The organism is Aeromonas finlandensis, assembly GCF_000764645.1.
In the GTDB taxonomy this organism is placed as follows: domain Bacteria; phylum Pseudomonadota; class Gammaproteobacteria; order Enterobacterales; family Aeromonadaceae; genus Aeromonas; species Aeromonas finlandensis.
Genome location: NZ_JRGK01000052.1, coordinates 17,587 through 38,747, shown reverse-complemented (window position 1 = coordinate 38,747; position 21,161 = coordinate 17,587). Strand labels below are relative to the sequence as shown.

At 58.9% G+C, this 21,161-nt stretch carries 10 protein-coding genes and 1 other RNA gene; 4 read left to right on the top strand and 7 right to left on the bottom strand.

Translation table 11 applies throughout. From position 1 onward, the window contains the following. Nucleotides 1–66: 66 nt before the first annotated feature. From fdhF to LD28_RS0106925, 4 genes are all read right to left on the bottom strand, one after another. Nucleotides 67–4,233: a formate dehydrogenase subunit alpha gene (gene fdhF / locus LD28_RS0106940; RefSeq protein ID WP_033136261.1), complete on the bottom strand. Its 4,167-nt coding sequence runs from the start codon at nt 4,231–4,233 to the stop codon at nt 67–69. 522 nt (nt 4,234–4,755) lie between these two features. Beyond that, the gene (locus tag LD28_RS0106935; protein ID WP_033136260.1) at nt 4,756–5,967 is read right to left on the bottom strand and encodes an EAL domain-containing response regulator; all 1,212 of its coding nucleotides are present in this window, start codon (nt 5,965–5,967) and stop codon (nt 4,756–4,758) included. Continuing rightward, the gene (locus LD28_RS0106930; RefSeq protein WP_033136259.1) at nt 5,960–10,204 is read right to left on the bottom strand and encodes an ATP-binding protein; all 4,245 of its coding nucleotides are present in this window, start codon (nt 10,202–10,204) and stop codon (nt 5,960–5,962) included. The genes LD28_RS0106935 and LD28_RS0106930 overlap by 8 nt, the downstream gene beginning before the upstream one ends. A 358-nt stretch (nt 10,205–10,562) precedes the next feature. Continuing rightward, nucleotides 10,563–15,761 carry a RecQ family ATP-dependent DNA helicase gene (locus LD28_RS0106925; protein ID WP_033136258.1) on the bottom strand — a complete coding sequence of 1,733 codons (5,199 nt, stop codon included), beginning with the start codon at nt 15,759–15,761 and terminating at the stop codon, nt 10,563–10,565. Between the two features lie 261 nt (nt 15,762–16,022). Between LD28_RS0106925 and LD28_RS0106920 the strand changes: the two genes are divergently transcribed. Together LD28_RS0106920 and LD28_RS0106915 are read left to right on the top strand one after the other, a co-directional pair. Next, nucleotides 16,023–16,649 (top strand): class I SAM-dependent methyltransferase, encoded by a 627-nt coding sequence (locus tag LD28_RS0106920; protein WP_033136257.1) that lies wholly within the window; start codon nt 16,023–16,025, stop codon nt 16,647–16,649. Next, nucleotides 16,633–17,694: an HNH endonuclease gene (locus tag LD28_RS0106915; protein ID WP_033136256.1), complete on the top strand. Its 1,062-nt coding sequence runs from the start codon at nt 16,633–16,635 to the stop codon at nt 17,692–17,694. The genes LD28_RS0106920 and LD28_RS0106915 overlap by 17 nt, the downstream gene beginning before the upstream one ends. A gap of 65 nt (nt 17,695–17,759) precedes the next feature. On the opposite strand, the gene ssrA is transcribed toward LD28_RS0106915, so the two are convergent. Continuing rightward, nucleotides 17,760–18,119, bottom strand: a transfer-messenger RNA (tmRNA) gene (gene ssrA, locus LD28_RS22160). A gap of 119 nt (nt 18,120–18,238) precedes the next feature. Continuing rightward, nucleotides 18,239–18,730 carry an SsrA-binding protein SmpB gene (gene smpB / locus LD28_RS0106910; protein WP_033136255.1) on the bottom strand — a complete coding sequence of 164 codons (492 nt, stop codon included), beginning with the start codon at nt 18,728–18,730 and terminating at the stop codon, nt 18,239–18,241. Between the two features lie 169 nt (nt 18,731–18,899). On the opposite strand from smpB, the gene LD28_RS0106905 reads away from it, so the two are divergent. Continuing rightward, entirely contained in the window at nt 18,900–19,334 is a 435-nt protein-coding gene (locus tag LD28_RS0106905; protein ID WP_033136254.1) for an SRPBCC family protein, read from the top strand. Continuing rightward, nucleotides 19,327–19,674 carry an RnfH family protein gene (locus LD28_RS0106900; protein WP_033136253.1) on the top strand — a complete coding sequence of 116 codons (348 nt, stop codon included), beginning with the start codon at nt 19,327–19,329 and terminating at the stop codon, nt 19,672–19,674. The genes LD28_RS0106905 and LD28_RS0106900 overlap by 8 nt, the downstream gene beginning before the upstream one ends. A gap of 79 nt (nt 19,675–19,753) precedes the next feature. Here LD28_RS0106900 and LD28_RS0106895 read toward each other — a convergent pair whose 3' ends face one another. Next, the gene (locus LD28_RS0106895; protein WP_033136252.1) at nt 19,754–21,028 is read right to left on the bottom strand and encodes an amidohydrolase; all 1,275 of its coding nucleotides are present in this window, start codon (nt 21,026–21,028) and stop codon (nt 19,754–19,756) included. Nucleotides 21,029–21,161 lie beyond the last annotated feature (133 nt).

Below are 21,161 nucleotides of genomic sequence, written 5' to 3'. Positions count from 1 at the left end.
ACAGAGAGCCACCCGTTGGGTGGCTCTTTTTATTGCGGATTATCCAGCGCGTTACCTGGTCTGCGGTCAGGCTATCTCCATCTCTGGCTGTGGTGCCGAGGGGAGCGGGCTGGTCAGCTTGTCGATGCGCACCGCCGCCACCTTGAACTCGGGGATCTTGGCGTGGGGGTCGGTGGCATTGATGGTGAGCCGGTTGGCCGGTGCTTCGGCAAAGTGGAACGGGATAAAGACCACCCCCGGTTGCATCCGTTTGGTGACGAAGGCGGGCAGTTCGATATGGCCGCGGCGGCTGGTGACCTTCACATTCTCGCTGTTGCTGATGCCCAACCGCTCGGCGTCAACCACGCTCATCATCACCCGCGGGCCAGCCAGCTTGTCGAGCCCCTTGGTCTTGCGGGTCATGGTGCCGGTGTGGAACTGCTCCAGCAGGCGGCCGGTGGTGAGCACGATGGGATAGGTCTCGTCGGGCAGCTCGGCGGCATAGCGGAACGGGGTGGCGACCATCGCTCCCTTGCCACGGGTGAACTGCTTGCTGTGGAGCAGGCGAGTGCCTTCGGGAGCCGCGTCGTTGCAGGGCCACTGTAATCCCTCCGGTCCCACCCTATCCCACTGGATGCCAGCGTATTGCGGGGTGACCCGGCAGATCTCGGCGGTGATCTCCTGCGGGTTTTGATAGCGCCAGTCGCCGCCCATGGCGTTGGCGATCTGCTGGATGATCCACCAATCCTCCCGCGCTTCACCCGGCGCCTTGAGGGCGGGGGAGATGCGCTGCACCCGCCGCTCGGTGTTGGTGAAGTGGCCGCTCTTCTCGGCAAAGGAGCAGGAGGGGAGCACCACATCGGCGAGCTGGGCGGTTTCGGAGAGGAAGATATCCTGCACCACCAGAAACTCCAGCTGCTTGAGCCCCTCGATGACGTGATGCTGATCCGGATCGCTCAGCACCGGGTTCTCCCCCATCACATAGAGCCCCTTGAGGCTGCCTGCGCAGGCGGCATCGATGGTCTCGGTGAGGGTGAGGCCGGGCGTGCGCGGCAAGTTTGGCTGCTGCCAGGCGGCCACGAAACGGGCATGCACCTCGGGGTTGGCCACCTTCTGATAGCCGGGGAGGCAGTTGGGCAGCGCCCCCATGTCACAAGCTCCCTGCACGTTGGACTGGCCCCGCAGCGGGTTGATGCCACCCCCTTCGATGCCGATGTTGCCGCACAACAGTTGCAAGTTAGCGATGGCCCGCACGTTGTCGTGGCCGGTGGTGTGCTGGGTGATCCCCATGGAGTAGTAGATGGCGGTGCGTTCGGCGGTGCCGATGAGGCGCGCGAGTTCGATCACCTGCTCGGCCGGTACGCCGGTGACGAGGGCCACCTTGTCCGGTGCATAGGCGGGGGAGAGCACCTCCGCTTGCAGCGCTTCGAACCCTTCCACCCGCTCGGCGATATAAGCCTGGTCGTGCCAGCCGTGCTGGATGATCTGCTGCATCAACCCGTTGAGCAGCATCACGTCGGTGCCGGGGCGATGGGCCAGATAGAGGCTGGCGTGGTCCGCCATCTCGATCCGCTTCGGATCGGCCACTACCAGCCGGGCCTTGCCCGCGGTGACGGCCCGCTTGATATGGGAGCCGATGATGGGGTGGGCCGCCGAGGTGTCGGAGCCGATGATGAAGATGAGATCCGAGTGGTCGATGCTCGGGATGTCGTTGGTCATGGCGCCGCTGCCGAGCGACGCCTCCAGCCCGGTGACAGTGGAGGCGTGGCAGAGCCGCGCGCAGTGATCCACGTTGTTGGTGCCAAGCTCCCGGCGCATGAACTTCTGGAACAGGTAGTTCTCTTCGTTGGTGGTTTTGGCCGACGAGAAACCCGCCAGTGCATCGCTGCCATAGCGCTGGCGCAGGGCGGTGAAGCGTTCGGCAACCAGCTCAATGGCCTCTTGCCAGCTGGCGGGCACCAGCTCGCCATTTTTACGGATAAGCGGGGTAGTGAGGCGCTCCTCGCTCTGGATAAAGTCAAACCCGAAGCGCCCCTTGACGCAGAGCAGCCCCTGATTGACCGGCGAGTTGCGGTTCCCCTCCACATAGCGGATGCGGTTGTGCGCCTCATCGACATAGAGGGTGACGCCGCAGCCGACCCCGCAGTAGGTGCAGATGGTATTGACCGGCGTGAGCAGCTCGGTGCGCCCCTGCGACTTGTCGCGGGCATCCACCAGGGCGCCGGTGGGGCAGACCTGTACACAGGCGCCGCACTGCACGCAGTGGGAGTCGCCCATGGCCAGCCCGGCATCGAACTGCGGGCGGTTCGAGAGGGTGCCATCGCTGTTTTTGGCAAAGTGCAGCACCCCTTGTACCGCTTGCTCACCACAGGTCTGGACGCACTGGCCGCAGCCGATGCAGCGGTTGGCATCGAACACGATAAATTCGCTGCTGTTATCCACTGCAAACTTCTGGCACTGGCTGCTATCGAGGGCGCGCTGGTCGACCTTGTATTCGGTGGCGTAGTCGCGCAGGGCACAATCTGTGTTGGCCTGACAGCCGCACTCCAGGCAGCGGCTGGCTTCGCTGCGGGCATCCTGGTCACTGATGCCGCGCTCAACCTCGGCAAAGCTGCCCTCGCGATCCTTATCTGCCAAATGAGGCATGATGCTGCGGGCGACTTTTTTCAGGTGAGCAAACTGGGCGGGATCCACCTGCTTGAGTTTGGGGGCCTTGCAGGCGTTGAAGGGGTGCACCGGATCGACCATGTTGCCATGGAGGAACTGGTCGATGGCCAGTGCGGCCTTGCGGCCATCGGCGACCGCCTCGATGGCGGTGGCGGGCCCGCGGCGCAGATCGCCGATGGCAAACAGGTTGCCGTGACCGCTGTGCATGGTCTCGGGATGGGACTCCAGCGTCTGCCAGCGGGTGAAGGGGAGGGTGAGGGGCTCCCCTTCCATAAAGCTGAGATCCGGTTGTTGGGAGACCGCCGCAATCACGGTATCAAACTCTTCAATGAGGTACTCGCCGGTGGGCTCGGGGCGGCGGCGACCGGAGGCATCCGGTTCGCCGAGGGCCATCTTCTCGAGACGCACCTGACAGACGCGACCACGGCTGTCCGGCAGATTCTCCACCGGATTGGTGAGCATCATGAAGCGCACCCCTTCGTGCTCCGCCTCGTCGATCTCGTACGCTTCGGCGGGCATCTCGGCGCGGGTGCGGCGATAGATGAGGGTGGTTTCCGCTCCCAGCCGAATGGCGGTACGGGCGCAGTCGATGGCGGTGTTGCCGCCGCCGATCACCGCCACCCTCTTGCCGGTGGTGAGCCGCTTGGCCAGCATCTGATCCTTGAGGTAATCGACCCCGAGATAACAGCCTGCCAGGGTGCTGCCCGGGTAATCCATCGGCACCGCCTTGGAGGCGCCAACCGCCAGACAGACCGCATCATAGTCGCGGCACAGTGCCGAGAGGGTGATCTGGTGGCCCAGTCGCTGCTTGGTGTGGATCCGCATACCGCTTTGGCACATCAGCGCGATCTCCTGATCAAGGATCGCCTTGGGCAGCCGGTACTCGGGAATGCCGTAGCGCAGCCAGCCACCCGCTTCGGGCATCGCCTCGAACAGGTCGACCTCGAACCCCTCGTAACCCAGATAGTAACCGCAGGTGAGGCCGCCCGGGCCACTGCCGATAATGGCCACCCGTTTGCCCTTGGCTGGCTTCTTTGCCGGTTGATAGGGGGCTGCATCGGCCAGATCGAGATCGGCGGCATGGCGCTTGAGGTGGCGAATGGCGATAGGCTCATCCACCAGCGCACGGCGGCACTGTGCCTCACAGAAAGCAGGGCAGACCCGGCCGATGGAGAGGGGCATCGGCAGGGTCTGCTTGATGACGGCCATCGCCGCCTGGTGATCTCCCATGGCGATGTGGTGCAGATAGGATTGAATGTCCACCCCGGCCGGGCAGGCGCGCTGGCAGGGAGCCTCGCAATCGGCGTAGTGATCCGAGAGGATGCGACCGAGCGCCTGCTGGCGGTGTGTGCTCAGGGCCTCGCTTTGCGTCGTGATCACCATCCCTGCCTCGGGGCGTGTCTCGCAGGCGCGGCGGATGCCAAGCCCGGCAATCTCCACCACGCAAAGATCGCACGGCGTCTTGGGGCCGCTGGTGTTGTCACCGCACAGGGAGGGGATGTCAATGTGGTGCTGTTTTGCTATCTGGAGCAGGGGCTGGGTCGGGTCAACCGTCAACTGAGCCCCATCGAGGGTGATGGTGATCATGGCGTCATAAACTCGCTTTCAAGGCGCAGAAAATGCTGCATCTGGCGTAGCCAGCAGGGGAGGCGACAGGGACGTCGCTTGCTATGCGCTCACCATAGCAAAAATTATTTACAACTTTATTTGATTTTGGACAGGTTATCGGCCTAAAGAGAAAAACGATTTCAGATTGTGTGTCGTACATCTCGCAGGTTGAGTGAACTCAGCTTTATCCCATATATAGCAGTCTATTAGTAACATATTTACCCTCTTTCCAGGCTTCATTCTGGTTTTGCCGTGGTGTATTACGTTACCAATGATTGGTTGTCAGGTTGCATGTTTTGCAACTTATTTTGAATGTATTGGGGCGTTGGGCGTCGCCGGAAGAGCGATCAGGCCGGGCCGCATAGGAATGGAGGGGGTGGACATATTACCCAGCAAAAGGCGGCCACCTCTTGCGAGGTGACCGCCATGTTGGAGAGCGGCCAGCCGTTGTATGCCTCGTGGCTGCAAATGCCCCTTTTCAGGGGAGATGCGCCCGCGGGATCAGTCAGAGAGCAAGGTAGGTAATCTCGCTTGCCAAATCTGGTGCCACTGTTGCAGTTCGTTGCGCGGCATCGGACGGGCAGTAAAGAAGCCCTGACAGATATCGCACCCCAGCTTGGCCAGCAGTTGCCAGGTCTGCACATCTTCCACCCCTTCGGCGACCGACTTGAGCCCCAGCTTGCGGGCCAGCTCGATGCTCGACTCGATGATGGCCAGACGGGAGGGATCCGCATAGCAGCGATCGACAAACGAGCGGTCAAGCTTCAGCTCGGTAAACGGCAGCAGCGCCAGCTGTTGCATCGAGGAGTAGCCGGTGCCGAAGTCATCGATGGAGAGGCCAAAGCCGTGCATCCGCAGTCGGGTCAGCACCTCCAGTGCCTTGCCGATATCCTCGACAAACGAGCTTTCGGTCACTTCCAGGGTGATCAGTTCTGGATTGACCCCCCAGTGCTGGCACTGGTTGATCAGAAAGTGACAGAGATCCCCCTCAATCAACGAGGTGGTCGACAGGTTCATCGACAGATTGAGGGAGAGGCCGGTCTGTTCCCACAGATGGCAATCCTGCAGCGACTTGTTGATGATGACATCGGTCAGCTGGTCGATGAGGCCGTTTTTTTCTGCCAGCGGAATAAACATGCCGGGGGAGATCAGCCCGTATTCCGGATGCTGCCAGCGGGCCAGCGCCTCCATCCCCACCCATTGGCCGGATGCAAAGGCGACCTTGGGTTGATACCAGGGCAGCAGCTGGTCGTTGTCGAGCGCGCGACGCAGCTCGTCCACCGAGAGAGTGAGGCCATCCTCTTTGCCCGAGGGTGCTGATTTGGGGGCCCAGGAGTCGAGCAATTGCTGCAGCCGTTGCTGGCTGGAGGGTTTTTCGATGCGGCCCAGCACATGGAGGCCATAGGCCGCGCTCATGCGCAGCACGGCATCGACGACATCATCTTCCAGCGCGCTGGAGAGGATGATGCCACCGCGAAAGCCACCGATAGAGAGACGGCGCAATAGCGCCATGCCGTCCATGCCGGGCATCCGCAGATCGCAGAACAGGATATCGACGGTGTGGCTCTGACACAGCGCCAGTGCTTCGATGCCGTCTGCTGCCTCCAGCAGTTGCTGATAACCGAGCGCCCGTATCTGGTGCATCAGGGTCTTGCGTTGAAACGCATGATCCTCGACCACCATGATGACCAACTCGTCTGCCGTTTTACTCATCGAGCCACAATCCCATCTCCTGTTCAATCCGGTTCATTATCGCCTGCACACCTTGCCCCAGGCTGTCCAGCTCACCCAGTTGCTTCAGTCGGGCAGCAGACTCCAGCCGCGCCGCCTGCTCTGCCAGCGGCACCTCGCCAACCATTCTGGCCGCCCCTTTTATGCGGTGGGCTATCTCCACCAACTCCTGGGTATCACCGGACAAGAGTGCAGCCATCATCTCGTTGCAATCCGCCTGGTTTGAGCGCAGATACTCGCCCGCCATGCTCCTGGCTACCACTTCATCGCCAAACAATCCCTGCCAGCGCTCTGCCAATTGGATGCCGGGAGGTTGCTCCACAGGGGGAGCGGGCTCTGCTGCGGGGGCTGCCAACCAGCGGATCAGCATCTGTCTTAGCGATTCCAGCGAATAGGGTTTGAATAGCATACCACTCATACCGACGACCTCCATGCGGGTAGATGCCTCCTCCGATGTGTCGGCTGTGACCCCTATGATAGGGGCGAGCTCCCCTTGGGCCCGTAAGGTTTGGGTCAGGGTATAGCCATCCATGACAGGCATATGGCAGTCGGTGAGCAGCAGGGAGAAATGCTGTGCTTGCCAGGCTCGAAGTGCCTGCTCGCCATTTTCAACCACCTCGCAATTCACCCCCAGGATCGCCAGCTGGCGGGCTAGCAGTGCCCGATTGACCAGATGATCATCGGCCACCAGCACCCGTCCGCTCAACGGCTCGATAGTGGCGGTGCCTGTGGCCACGGTGCGTCCGGTAAGCAGATCGCGGCAGCTTTCGAGCAGCAGATCCGGATAGAGCGGGGATTGGCCGAGCCGCCACCAGTTCTCGGAGCCCATGCGCCCGCGGAGTGCTTCGCGAGGAGAGACCACCACGCCTTTCAGTGAATCGCGCTGCAACAGGGCTTGCCACTCACTGCCCAGGGTTGCCTCCAGTGCCGACTCCTCGGCCAGCAGCAAGCCGCACCAGTTGCCACTTGACTGGTTTACATCCAGCGGGATCAAGTTGGCACCGAGCCGTTTCATGATGGCTTGCAGGGTTGGATCACTGCCGAGAAACCACCATTCGCTGCCGGCCAGGGCTGGCGGCTCCCACAGGCAATGTGTCAGCGGGATGGTAAAGCGGAAGCAGGACCCCTCGCCAGCCTGACTGCTGACCGCGAGAGTGCCCCCCATTTTCTTCACCAGCTGGTCACAGATGGCCAGACCCAGTCCGGTGCCGCCAAAGCGCCGATTGATATCGCATTCCACCTGCTCGAACGGGGTAAAGAGCAGTCCCAGCTTCTCTTTGGCGATACCTATCCCGGTATCCTCTACCGTGATGGAGAGCTGCTGTTCATGGTAATTGGCTCGTATCGTGATAGCGCCTCGCTCGGTGAATTTCACCGCATTATTGAGCAAGTTGGAGATCACTTGGCCGACCCTGACCGGATCGATATCGGCCAGATCGGGGAGTGTCTCCTCCCACTGCAGCGTGACCTTCAGCCCCTTGCTGTAGGCCAGTGCGGCATGGCCGCGGATCACGTCGCAGACGACGGATTGCAGACGGCAGGATTGGTAATTGAGGTAGAGTTGCCCCGCCTCGATTTTGGAAAAGTCGAGGATATCGTTGACCAGATAGAGCAGGTTATTGGCCGAGTTCTCCACATTGCGCAGCAGATAGCGCTGATCATCATCGAGCTTGCTCATCCGCAGCAACTCCAGCATGCCGTGCATGCCAGAGATGGGGGTTCTCAGTTCATGGCTCATGGTCGCCAGAAAACGGCTGCGGGCCTGCATCGCCTGTTCGGCTGCGGCGCGCGCATCGCGCAGTTCATGCTCCTGTTGCTTGAGGGCGGTGATGTCCTGCACCACGCCGTTAAGCAAACGGTCATCGCCCTCTTGCGCCACAAAGTTGCCGCGGATCTGTATATAGCGAGCGCCCAAGACAGACGGCACCAGCAACTCCATATCCAGTGGCTCAAGGGTGCGCGCGTGTATGGCAACCTCATCGACAAAAGCAGCCAGTGCCTCTTCGTTCAAGCCGAAGATCACCCCGCCGGACTCTGCTGCCATCAACTCTTGATGGGTCATCCCCAGAATGTCGCTGGCACCTTGGGATAGATAGAGGAAGCTCCCCTTGCCGGCCCCCTGCCAAAGATATTGATAGACCAGACCCGGCATGCTGTCGGTAATGTCCCGCAGCCTGGCTTCTACTTCGCGGATCTTGTCTTCGGCGGCTTTGAGCGCACTGACATCGGTCAATACCGTCAATACCCCCTGCAGCTCTCCATCCGGCGAGCGGTAGGGCAATTTGACATAGACGACATGCAGTGGCTCGTTATCTGGTCGATTCGTGTAGCCGGACCCTTCGAAAACCTCGCCGGTTTCCCAGACGGCCAACTCTTCGCGCAGCATCTGTTCCCGTTCTTCCCGGGGCATGTGGCCCCAGCCATTGTCATCGGATCCGGGACCCATAAACAGCTCGCGATATGCCCGGTTGCACAAGGTCATTTGATGCTGGCGATCCCGCAAGATCACCATATTGGGCAAGGAGTCGAGCAGGGTTTGGACAAAGGCCAACTGTTCGTTGAGCTTTTTCTCTGCCCGGTTGCGCTGCACGATCTCGGATTTCAGGGTGCGGTTCCATATCCAGAACAGGACAAAAAGCAGCACAGCCGCAGCGCTGCCGACGCTGAACCAGAGTAGAACCATCTCGGTATTGAGCCCGGTCTGCAGGTTCATCGACAGCCAGCGCTTCTCCAGTTTGTCAAATTCACCGGGGGGAATGGCATAGAGCACCTTGGTGAGGATCCGCTGCAGATATGGATCTTTCTGAGTCGCAATGGCCATCGGCAATCGCAACTCCTTTCCGGCATAGACGATATGATAACGCTCATTGACCCGTCTATTCATGGAGGGCATGGTGAGCAGGAGATAATCGGCATCCCCTTTATCCAGCAGTGCCAGCAAACTGTTGTCATCATTGACCCTGACTGGATGCGCCCCAACGCGTATTAACACGTCTCTGTCTATCGAACCATCTACCATGCCGACCCGCTTTCCCCGCAATGAGTTGATGCCGGGTAAATCGGCACTGCGTTTGGGGCCAATGACGACCCGATCGACAAACAGATAGCTGGGGGTAAACAGGGCAAACTGATTGCGTTCACTGGTTGGTGTGATGGCAGGAATAAAATCGATCTGCTGCAGCTTGAGCAGATTTTGGGTTTCGATCCAGCTACTGGTGCGCACCAGAGCGAAGTCGAGACCGGAGTATTGATGCATCAGCTCCACCAGATCGCCGACAAGGCCAACCAGTTTGCCGCGGTAGTTAAACTCGCTCATTGATGCCCAGTTGGGTGAGACACCGTAGGTCAGCACCGGATGCTGGCTCAGCCACTGCAGCTCCTCGGCGGTAAACTGGACGGTTTTAATCTCTCCTGCATTTGCATGCGGGCTCGTGGTGGTGGCCTCCAGCAGGCGACGGCGATCTTCAACCGGGATCTCGTTGAATGCCTTGGTGACCAGCCTGACCAGTGGCTGGTCACTCTGGCTCATATTGATGGAGAGGGCGGTGCTGCTCACCCATTCCGGGGTGGCAATGGTGAAGCCTGCGTTGGGGTGCTGCTCTTTCACCATCATCAGCGAGGGCATATCGGCCAGATAGGCATCGGCTATCCGTTGCTTGAGCATAAAGGCGGCTTCGCTGCGACTCTCTGCCTCAGCCACGTGCGGCAATCCCATTTTTTTCAATTCACTGCAAGCACTGACCCCCGTGACACAGACCCAGCGCAATGTACGGGCATCCTGTTGTGACAGCTCCGTTTTGTCATTGTTGAGCAACACGCCGCGCGGTATGGAGAGTAAAAACGGGATGGAGACAATATTGGCTCGCCACTGTTCACCCGGCTGGTAGTTGATAAACATGTCAACCTCGCCGTGGTCAAGCCCGGCCAACGCATTGGCGTAGGAGGGGTAAGCCTTGTAGCGCAGGGTCAAGCCGAGCTTTCTGGCGATCTGCTGCGCAATGTCGGGTATCGGACCGGTAAAGCGCAGATCTGCATCCTTATAGCTGTATGGGGGGTCACCCATCACCGGTATGCCGATGATCAGCTCCCGGTGTGCTGACAGCCAGGCGCGCTCAGACAGATCGAACTCGTCCTCATTCAGACTGGTATTGGCTTGCACCGTCCCGCAGCAGAGCAGGAGCAGGGTCAACAGGAATAGGCGATTACATTGGCTGAGCATCAAGGGAATCCAACAATAATTGGGCACATATTGTAAGTGCATTTAAAATGCAGCGGCCAACATCAATTGACGCAATATTGATCCACAGCATGCCGACGGGCTGGTGTGAGCCGGGGGCTCCCCAGGATTGCAACAGGTGATAAGGCCTTTGTGCCGCACTGCCCGACGAGGGGCTTGGCGTTCTCTTTTGACTGAGGCCCGTTCAAGGAGATGCGGATAACCCCGGTGCTTGTCGAGCCCGACAGCCTGAGTGTTCCGCCGACCTTGTTAATACTCAAGTTTGCGCGATATGCGCAACATGATGGCGCTGGGGCTCTTGCCAGATGGGAGAGTGGTAGACCACGCTCCCATCTGACAGTTATAACTCCAGCTCGATAATGGGCAGCTCCCAACGTTCACTTCGAACTTGTTCCTGGTAGGCATCGTCTTCCTGTTCTTTGCTTCGCTCAATCATGGCGATGACGTTGGCGTGCCGGATAGTGGCAAACTGGTGCTGCCAGATCTGATGAGCACTTTGGGAGAGGCGAGCAACGGGTGTTTGACCATGGAAAACATGAAGTTTCTGACGCTTGTCGATATCGATGCGCACTGCGTCTCCGACGTGTAATTGCCGCAGGTTCTGGTGTATCGAGTGGTTTTCGTTGCTACGTCCGGCATAACCGATATCCAGTTGACGCATACCCATGATGGCAAAACGGCGCTGCCGTACAGGGGCGGTGGCCTGGGTCGACTCGTTGTAACAACGTTCGGCAATGAGAGGAAGATGGGGATGCCGCTGGTCAGCGCGGGACATAACCACTAACCGTTGGATTGCTCGGGTCATTGCGACATAGAAGAGTCGTCGCTCTTCCTCGATGTTGTTCGCATTGTTTTCTGCGCAGCGTTGCCATCCGCCATCCAGGATCAAAACATGGCGATACTCCTCCCCTTTAACGCCATGCACCGTGCTGAGGAGCACGCCCTTGCCAAAGCGGATCTGGCGACGCTGCTCGCTCAGATATTCGTAAAGGAACTGCAGGAAATAGTGCGCCGACAGCGCTTGCTCTCCCTGACTCTCCTGCCATTGGGCAATCAGATCGTACAGCAAGGTTTCCCAGCGGTTTGCCTGATCAAGGGGAGGGAGTGGATCGGCCAGTTGTTGCGCTGTCAGGAGTGCATGGCCTTGTTGATGCAACCAGTTCTGGTAGCGCAAGATCTCGCGACAGCGATGTATCGGGAAGCCATGCTCTCGATCCAGGGTAAATCGGCAGGCTATCGCGGCATCAGCGAGTGCTGAACGTACCCATGCCAGCTCTTCTTTATCCAGCCCATTGCGAGCCAGCACGGCGATAGATTCCAGTGGGCATGTCGGATCTTTTTCACGGATCAGGGTGATGTGTCTGACGATTTCAGCGGCCTGTTGGGCTGCGTCAGTGCAGGATTGGACGATGACTTTGCCGCGTGCAGGCTCCAGCCCTTCCCACGTGCCACCCGGTACCTCCATCTTGCGCCGTTCATCGATCACAATGGGGTGCGAACGCTTCATGCGATCCAGATTGTGTTCTATCAGTTGGTTAGCCGTTTCGATGATGTGGCTTGTTGAGCGGTAGTTCCAGGTCAGGTAGTGCGTCTGGGCGTTGTAATCTTGCTCGAAGCGACGAATAAAGCTGACGTTCGCTTCGCGGAAGGCGTAGATGGACTGGTCGTCATCGCCGACCGCCATCAGGTGCAGGCGCGCTTCTTCATCCTCTTCGCTTTTGCCAACCAGTGCGGCGATCAGTTGGTACTGCTGCTCGTCAATATCCTGATATTCGTCGACGAGCAGAAATTGCAGCCCACCCAACAGCTTTTCCCGCTGCTCTTCCAACTCGAGACCGAGCTGGCTCTGCTCTCCCCGGAGCAGCTTGATAGCGTCATCAATGATGGTGGTAAAGTCGATATCGTCGGATGTCCGGTTTTGCACCGCATTGCCTGTCAGGCTCATCGCGAGACCGTGAAAGGTGAATACCGAGACCCGTGCTCCGTCACGCCCCAGCAGTTCGGTCAGGCGTCGGCGCAGGGACATCGCCGCATTATGGTTGTAACAGAGCAACATGATCCGCGATGGGGCGACTTGCTTGACCCGCATCAGGTAGGCGCAGCGGTGGATAATCACCTTGCTCTTGCCTGACCCCGGGCCTGCCAGTACCAGCAAGTTTTGCTCGGGCGGTGCTTGGACGATCTGCTCCTGGGCCCGGTTGTGAAGATCTTCAACAATGCGCTTCCAGGAGTGTTCGCTGGTCGCCAGCTCCAGGATCTTGTTGCGCCCTTTGAAGTAGTGACCGAGGAACTTGTCAGCTTCCATGGAGAAGTAGTCTGTCACCAGCTTTTTGGCTCGCTTGAAGTGTTCCAGGCTGATGCGGGCGTATTCATTCATCACATGGATCTGAATCACCTTCTGGCGATAGTGATGCTCAAGCGGTTGATAGTCTGCTTTGTTGTATTGCTGCTGCCGCTCCGCCGTCAGCGTGAGGGTCATGGCGCTTCGGAACACGGCGAGACCATTTTGCAGCACGATGGCGTGTTGCTCATGCAGGTAGAGCAGTGCCCGCTCAGCCCCTTTGAGCAGCCACTCCTGCTGGCTGCTTGCCTCTCGCTTGTTCATGAGCTGGGCCACATCCATGTCTTCTCGCAGGTATTTGACCAGTTGTTCCAGGGCAAACGACAGCATTACCTGGCGCTGGACACTCTCTTCGCTGTTTGCCAACAGGGTGTAGAGAAAATCGAGGGTGGCGCCTGTGACGCGATGGCGTTGATCAATCGTCTGCTCAATCTGGGACCAGTTACGGTTGAAGGTGAGCTGGTAGAGCTCCCGAGAGAGATATTTGACATCAATGGCGCCTTTCTCGCCTCCCGATCGACCATCCTGGGACCAGCTGGTCAACAAATTGCGCAGCAAGCCAGGGTTACTCCGTTCATGTCCCAGATCTTTGATGGCCTGATTGACCAGTCGAATGTTAAAGATCAGCCCTTGCCCTGTATCAGGTTCGGGCTCTTGTTCACGCAAGGTGTCCAGCATCGCCTTTTCAATACTGTGTACTTGCCCACAGAGCACCCGGGCGTTGTCTCTTCCTTTGGGTCGAAGCCAGGTTGTCAGTAACATCCCCTGAGAGAGAAGTCCTACATCCGCCATCTGGGTGAGCACCCGCATCACTTCGCTGGCCTGAACACCACTGCCGTGATCCGCCATGTATTGGCCTGCCTCTTCGGCAATGGTGTCGGCACTGAGACCATCATCATCGGCAGCACTCATCAGCGCCTGGATAACCGCTTGCCAGATGGCTTTGGCCTTGGGAGCCAGTTTCAGACTGTCGACCCTTTTCATCGCCTCCTCGGTGGAGGCAAACAGAGGGCGCCCCTGAAATACCTGCGTGATGTTGTCGCTGCGCTCCAGATAGCCAGCGCGCTCGAGCCAGGCGATCGCTGTCTTGACCTTGGTATCCGCATTGGTGTCATCGGCAGCGAAGCTGGTTTCCACCTCTGGCTGGTTGATGAGCTCTGCACTGGTTGCGACCAGTGGCGGGTTGTTCTCCTGCTTGCCTCCTTTGCTGGCCCTGAGTCTTATTCCCCGCAGGATCTGTTTGATATCGCGCAGGCTGACTTCGCTCATGGCCTCGAGCTGAAACTGTTTCTCGATATCCTGTTCATCAAACAGCAGTACGCAGTGGGCTTGTTCTGTATCGCGGCCCGCTCGCCCTGCCTCCTGCAAATAGTTCTCGAGCGAGCCGGGGATATCGGCATGGATGACCAGACGCACATCATCCTTGTCGATCCCCATCCCAAAGGCATTGGTCGCGCAGATGACCCGGATCTCGCCACTGATAAATTGTTCGAGGGTTGCTTTCTTCTGGGCACTGTCCATTCGGGCGTAAAAGCGCGAGACGGGGAGGGATTGTTGCTGGCCGAGGAAATCCGCCAACTCGTCCACGCTGCGCTTGGTTGCGCAGTAGATAACGCAGGAGCCGGGCTTCTCCCCACCAAAGAACTGCTCGAGCAGGTTAAGGATATGGCCCTGTTTATTGAGACCGGGGCACTCAACGACGGCATATTCGAGGTTGGTACGTTCAACCCCTCCTTCCAGTCTGAGAAGCGGTCGGGGCTGCTTGTCGAGAAACTGGGCGCAAATATCCTCAATCACATCCGGCTTGGCGGTCGCGGTATAGCAGAAGACAGGAGGCATGGGGACCTGCTGCTCGCTGGCAATGGCGGCGATGGCCTTGGCGCAGTAGAGATAGTCAGGGCGAAAATCATGTCCCCATTTCGACAGGCAGTGCGCTTCGTCAAATACCCAGCCACCGATCTGACGTTGCCGTATTGCCTGTTTGACTGTGCGGTTGCGCAGCTGCTCGGGGGAGATATAGAGCAGGGCGATATCCCCCATGCGGATCTGCTCAAGAATCGCGCCTCGCTCTGGTAGCGTCAGCAGCCCCGAGATGGCGGCAACCCCTTCAATACCAGCCTTGTGTTTAAGGTTGTCCACCTGATCCTTCATCAGTGCCTGCAGAGGGGAGATCACCACAGTGAGCGCACCACTGCGCTGGTTGCGCACCAGTGCCGGGAGCTGGTAACAGAGCGACTTGCCGCCGCTGGTAGGGAGTATGCCGAGCAGTGCGACGCCAGCCATGGCCTCCTCGATCAAGGTCTTCTGCAATGGCGTCCCATCAGGCAGGTTGCGGAAGTTGTCGAGCTCGAAGATTCGCTGCAGATGGCGGCGTGCGTCGTGGTTCTCCTGACAATAGCTGCAGTCAGCATGACCGCAGTGACGTTCACGAACTGTGTGAATGATCTCTGCGGTCTGGGGGAAGCGGCGCCAAATCCAGGGCGGCAACACGGAGTTGCCGCCGGACACGGGCAACCAGGCGCAGGCATAAGCCAACGGTAACAGCAACATAGGTTGACGCAGGGCATCGCCAATCACCCGGTTGAGCTGATTGGGGCATGCCTTCTCATGGGCAATGCTCTTGATAAGGGTGGGTAGCTCTGAGACCCGCACTGGCGGGCGGCCTGTAAGTCTGGCAAACACCAGTGACAGGCCCTGAGTCTTGAATTGTGCCGTGACGCCCTGGCTGAACAGGTATTGATAAAGCTGCAACTGGGGCAGGGGTAAGGCTTGCAGAGCCATCAACTGTTCCGAGAAGATCTGCAAGGCGAGCCTTGCATCCGCGACCGGATCATTGAGGGTGTCCCGGACCAGTTTGTAATCCTTGACCAAGCGGTGATAGGGGTTTTTGGGAAAGGCAATGGGAGAGAGATAGAGGGTATCTATAACCGGTTTTTCGAGAAGCAACTGGGGACGTACAGCCTGTTTGGCCAACCAGGGGAGATCAAAATCGAGAATATTGTGGCCAAGGACCACATCCGCCCCTTGTGCCAGCGCATTTAACTCCTTGAGGGAGAGATCCTGCGGGCCCTTGAGATTGAGCTCACGATCAGCCAGGAGGGCGCCCAGATGACGCAGTTTTTCATCCCGGCTCAGCTCAAGGTCAAAGGCAAGAATCTTGTCTTCCCCAAACAGGGCCACGACATCAGTCGAGTTCATCAATAGCCATCTCCATCTGGCGTTGACCTCTCATGGCGATAATAAGTGCCAAAAGATCAGTGAGTTGGCCAAATATTACCCGAAATATTGAAGGGTGGCATCATTCAGAGCCCTCTGGTCGCAGTTCTTTTGGCTGGCATCCCGTTTTGGTAAATGTTTCTGCATCCTTAATGGTTCATGTTTGGAAAGTGTCCTCCTTGTCATGGCCAACCCACTGATCTTGTGAGACTATTTCCATTCCTTCTCCGATCGGAACGCATTGTGTCCCTCGACTACTACCAGCGCCACGCCACCGAATTGGCGACCCGTTACCAGCAGGTATCTGCTCGCGCTATTCATTGCGACTGGCTCACTCTGCTGGAGCCTTGGCTCCTGGCGGCGCCGCGCCGGTTGCTCGATGTGGGGGCTGGCAGTGGTCGGGATGCCGCGTTTTTAGCCGGGCTCCATCAGGACCACCGAGTGGTCGCTGTCGAGCCCTGTCCGGCACTCGCAGCGCTGGGACAATGCCATACCCGGGATGTTGCGGTGGCGTGGGTCAGTGACGCTATGCCTGTTCTCTCTCGTGTGACAGGCGCTTTTGATCTGATTTTGCTCAGTGCTGTCTGGATGCATCTACCCCCGGAATCCCGCCCCTTGGCTCTGGCACGTCTTCATGAGCTGCTCTCACCAGATGGCTATCTGGTACTGAGTCTGCGGCTGGTTATCTCGGAGCAGGAGATACGGGAGCGAGCCATGTACCCGGTGGCTGCCGATGAAGTGGAGCGGCTTGCATTGGGGGAGGGGATGACACTTCTCCATGTGTCGGAACCACAGGAAGATGCTTTGGCGCGTACCGGCTTGAGTTGGCAGAGTCTGATCATCGGGGGCGAACATGCACGCCTCCCCTGAGCAGCAACTCGCCTTTATTGCCTATCTGCAACGCATCTTTACCGAGGGCGATTTTGTTGCCACTTACAAGTGCGCCTTGCTCCACGGGATTGCAGATATCGCGATTGAGCGCAGCAGCGAGACCCATGATCTGACTGCGGCGCGCACCATTACGCTGGACGAACTGGCCACCAAGTTTGTGGAGCTCTATTGGCAGCACAGTTTGCCCTACTCGGCGACGGGAGAAACGGCTAGCTTGCTCAAACAGAGCTGCGGTCGTCAGGCCATTATGCTGACGGAGTTGTCACGGCTGCGTGAAGAGGGTGTCCGCTCGGTAACTGCACTGCGTCGTCACGACGCCTGGCTGCCTCTTCTTGCCCGAGTTCGGCGCATCCTTGTTGAGGGGCCCTTGTGGCGTCTGCAGATCCTGGGTGGGCGAGAGGAGTGCCACCTCTATCCGCACCAAAGGGGCGCGGATCATATCTGCCTGAACCCCGGCATTCTCTACTGTCTTCACCGCTTTTACGATCTGGTGGTCTCCCTCTCCCGACAGCATTGGCTGCAGCTGATCTGCGACATCAAGGGGAATCAGCCACTGATTGGCCCAAGTGTGGGGCTGGAGCATTTTCTCTTTGGTTCAAGCCGTCAGGCGCTGGGGCGAGTAGGAGAGGTATTGAGGGATTTGCAGGGGGGAACCTGTTTTTACTGTAACAAGGCGATACACGGGAGTGGTGAGGTAGACCATTTCATCCCCTGGCGTCGTTATCCAATCGATTTGGGCCACAACTTCGTACTGGCACACGCCAACTGTAACCGGAGCAAACGGGATTTTCTCGCCGCTCCCGAACACAGGGATGCCTGGTACGAGCAGAATATCCTGACTCACGGGGCGTACCTCACTGACGAGCTGGCCCCCTTGGTGAGCGTCGATGCCGAGCGTTCTACCGCCATCGCCACTTGGGCCTATCAGCAAGCTGTGCGTGAGCATGCCCGGTTGTGGCGTGGTATTGACCAGTTTGTGGGCGTGACAGCCCCCAGTGTGAATATTCCCCTGCGCTTTTTATGAGACGTTGAGGCTTTAAACTCGATAAAAAAGGGCCACCTCTTGCGAGGTGGCCCTTTCCAAACGTTTGGTGGAGCTGGGGGGATTTGAACCCCCGTCCAAAATTACTACATCCTTGGCACTACATGCTTAGTCACTCTTTACATTCGCCAACCCGCTGCGGAGAGACACGCCACGAATTGACTAGCTCGATTGGTTTTAATGCTTCCGCCCCGAGCAGGACTTCCACACGATCCTGTGAAGGATGACCTTCCGATTCCCTAGGACACAGGCAAGCTAGGGTAGAAGGGCTCTATGCAGGTTATTAAGCTGCTAGTGCGTAGTTTTCGTCGTTTGCGACTATTTTTTTGCGGTTTATTAACGAGGCCTACCGCACCTCGGCATGCACCTTGGGTTTCGTGAATCTTGTCGAATCCAGAATCAGCCCCAAGTTGTTAATTGCGATTGTACGCAAAAATGCTGTCATAGCAAGGCGTTGATAGCAATCAACCGGCCTCGGCCGGTTGATTGCTGGTTTATTGGTCGGCTGACAGGCCGGGGCGTCGCATCATCCACCGCGGGATTTGTTCTTCATGATGCGGGCTTTTTCCCGATCCCATTCGCGGGCCTTGGTATCTTCGCGCTTGTCGTGCTCTTTCTTGCCCTTCACCAGACCGATCTCGACCTTGACCCAGCACTGTTTCCAGTAGAGGGCGAGGGGAACGACGGTGTAGCCCTGGCGGGCGATCAGGCTCTCGAGCTTGTCGAGTTCACGACGGCTCAGCAGCAGTTTGCGGGTGCGGGTCGGGTCACATACCACGTGGCTGGAGGCCGCTTGCAGTGGCAGGAAGCTGGAGCCGAACAGGTAGGCCTCGCCATCGCGGAAGATGACATAGGCTTCGCTGATGTTGGCCTTGCCCGCCCGCAGGGATTTGACTTCCCACCCTTGCAGGGACAGACCCGCTTCGATCTTCTCTTCGATGAAGTATTCGTGGCGCGCGGTTCTGTTGAGTGCAATGGTGCTGGACCCGGCTTTGTTTTTACTGTTTTTTTTGCTCATGACGGGCGATTTCCGGCAATGACTAGGAGGCTCGTATTATACGTAGGCAGGGGCGGCTGTAAAACGCGCAACAGGTCAAGTGGTGGCTTTCTGAGCGGTTTGGCTGAGGTTTTACCTCCACAACCCGAAACATGGTGATAAAATCGCGCCGATTGGATGAGGAAAAGCCATGCCCCGAATTACGCGCAGTGCCCTGGTGATGTTCAGTGCAGAACAGATGTTCAAGTTGGTTAACGATGTGGATGCCTATCCGCAGTTTTTGCCCGGCTGTGTCGGCAGCCGTGTCCACGAGGCTGGCGATGACTACATGATGGCGTCGGTCGATGTGGCCAAGGCGGGTATCGCCAAGACCTTTACTACCCGCAATCAGCTGGATGTGAACCGTCAGATCAGGATGGAGCTGGTGGATGGCCCGTTCCGCAAGCTGGCGGGCTGGTGGACCTTTACCCCGCTTGATGTGGACGCCTGCAAGGTGGAGTTTGATCTCGATTTCGAGTTTACCTCCAAGCTGATCGAGGTGGCCTTTGGTCAGGTGTTCCGCGATCTGGTGAGCTCCATGGTCTCCGCCTTCTCCAACCGGGCCAAGGTGGTGTACGGTGCCTGATCAACTCAATATCGAGGTTGTCTATGCCTTGCCGCAGCAGCAGACCGTGATTGCGCTGCGGGTGGCGCCCGAGACCTGCGTACAGGCCGCCATCGAGCAGTCCGGCATCGTGCAAAAGCATCCCGAGATCGACTTGTCGGTCAACAAGTTCGGCATTTACAGCCGCCCGGTGAAAGGGAGTGAGCCGCTGCACGACGGCGATCGCATCGAGATCTACCGCCCGCTTATCGCCGATCCCCGCGAGATGCGTAAAAAGCGCGCCGAGAAGGCCAAAGAGGAGGGGCGAGCCGATAGCGTGACCGGTGGCCGACCCGATGTGCATCGCAAGCGCAGCGAGTAGCGCTCAGGTTTTCTTGCAGAAAAAAGGCGCCGAGGCGCCTTTTTTGATCCCGTTAGCCGGTGCGTTGGCCGAGGGGATATCAAGAGAGGGCTGCTTCTGTCACGCCCAGTCGGGCGCGCGCCCAGGCGGCCAGCAGCTCGACGCCGCTTTGCATCACCCGCTCATCGAAATCGAATTCGTTGTGGTGGTGCGGCGCCGCCAGATCGGCGCCCAGAATGAGGTAAGCCGCTTCGCCCCCCTGCTTTTGTACCCGCTCCATCAGAAAACCGGCATCTTCGCTGGCGCCAAAGCGGCGAGTCTGGATGGTGGCGAGCCCCTGCTTGCGGGCCAGTGCCGCCAGTTCGGCCTGCAGCGCCGGGCTGTTGTCGAGGGCGATGGCCTCACCCTGTTTGATGATGCGGTAGGTGACGCCGTGGGCGAGGGCGGTACCTTCGACGATGCGCTGCACCTGACTGAACATGTAGTCGTTGAGATTGCTGTCGGCGCCACGGGTTTCACCGTGCAGCTCGGCATGATCGGGGATGACGTTGCGGCCGCTGCCAGCGTGGAGCTGGCCGACGTTGATACGGGTCATGCCGTCGCGGTGGCGGGGAATGCCGAGCATGGCGGTGGTGGCCATGCAGGCGGCTGCCAGCGCATTGCTGCCAGCGTTGGGTTCGAGCCCTGCGTGGGCGGCGGTGCCCATAAAGTGGACGTCGAACTTGGTGGAGCAGAGGAACTCGGTGGGGTTGATCACCAGCTCGCCGCTGCCAGCGTGAATGCCGATATGGAGCGAGAGCAGGGCATTCACGTCATCGAGTGCCCCCCCGGCGGCCAGCGCCTTGCCACCGCGACACCCCTCTTCGGCGGGTTGGAAGAAGAGCTTGATGCGACCGCACAGCTGCTCTTTCATCGCCATCAACTGGCTGGCCAGCCCCATGCCGATGGCGGTGTGGCCATCGTGGGCGCAGGCGTGCATCCACCCCTTGTTGTGGGAGGCAAAGCCCTCTTGCTGCGGCTGGTGCTGTTCGGCGTCGGACTCTTCCACCTCCACCGCGTCGATATCGAAGCGAAAGGCCAGGGTCGGGCCGGGACGGCCGGTATCCAGCTCTCCCATCAGCCCGGTGACATCGCCAATGCGCTCCAGCCAGTCGGGATGGGCTCCCTGACGGCGGGCGCGAGCCTTCTCGGCCGCCACATCCACATCGCGCCCCATCATCAGGTTGCTGGCCAGCAGCTTGTCGCCGAGCACGATGCGATAACCGAGCTCGCTCAGGTGGTGGGCAATCAGGCTGGTGGTGCGAAACTCTTTCCAGGCGGCTTCCGGCAGGCGGTGCAGGTCGCGGCGCCACAGGATCAGGTGCTCAAGGGTCATCTTGGCTTCCTTGGTGATTCGATTTGTCGGCTATTGTGCCTTTTTTCCCGGCTGACCACACGGGGGCTGCAGCTGGTCGGGGGAGCTGTGGTAGCGGGTTGTGGCAGTAGGGCTGCTGATAGTGGCGGCAGAA

Coding starts and splice junctions, on each gene's coding strand:
- fdhF (WP_033136261.1), bottom strand. CDS start 4,233: ATGATCACCATCACCCTCGATGGGGCTCAGTTGACGGTTGACCCGACC.
- LD28_RS0106935 (WP_033136260.1), bottom strand. CDS start 5,967: ATGAGTAAAACGGCAGACGAGTTGGTCATCATGGTGGTCGAGGATCAT.
- LD28_RS0106930 (WP_033136259.1), bottom strand. CDS start 10,204: ATGCTCAGCCAATGTAATCGCCTATTCCTGTTGACCCTGCTCCTGCTC.
- LD28_RS0106925 (WP_033136258.1), bottom strand. CDS start 15,761: ATGAACTCGACTGATGTCGTGGCCCTGTTTGGGGAAGACAAGATTCTT.
- LD28_RS0106915 (WP_033136256.1), top strand. CDS start 16,633: ATGCACGCCTCCCCTGAGCAGCAACTCGCCTTTATTGCCTATCTGCAA.
- smpB (WP_033136255.1), bottom strand. CDS start 18,730: ATGAGCAAAAAAAACAGTAAAAACAAAGCCGGGTCCAGCACCATTGCA.
- LD28_RS0106905 (WP_033136254.1), top strand. CDS start 18,900: ATGCCCCGAATTACGCGCAGTGCCCTGGTGATGTTCAGTGCAGAACAG.
- LD28_RS0106895 (WP_033136252.1), bottom strand. CDS start 21,028: ATGACCCTTGAGCACCTGATCCTGTGGCGCCGCGACCTGCACCGCCTG.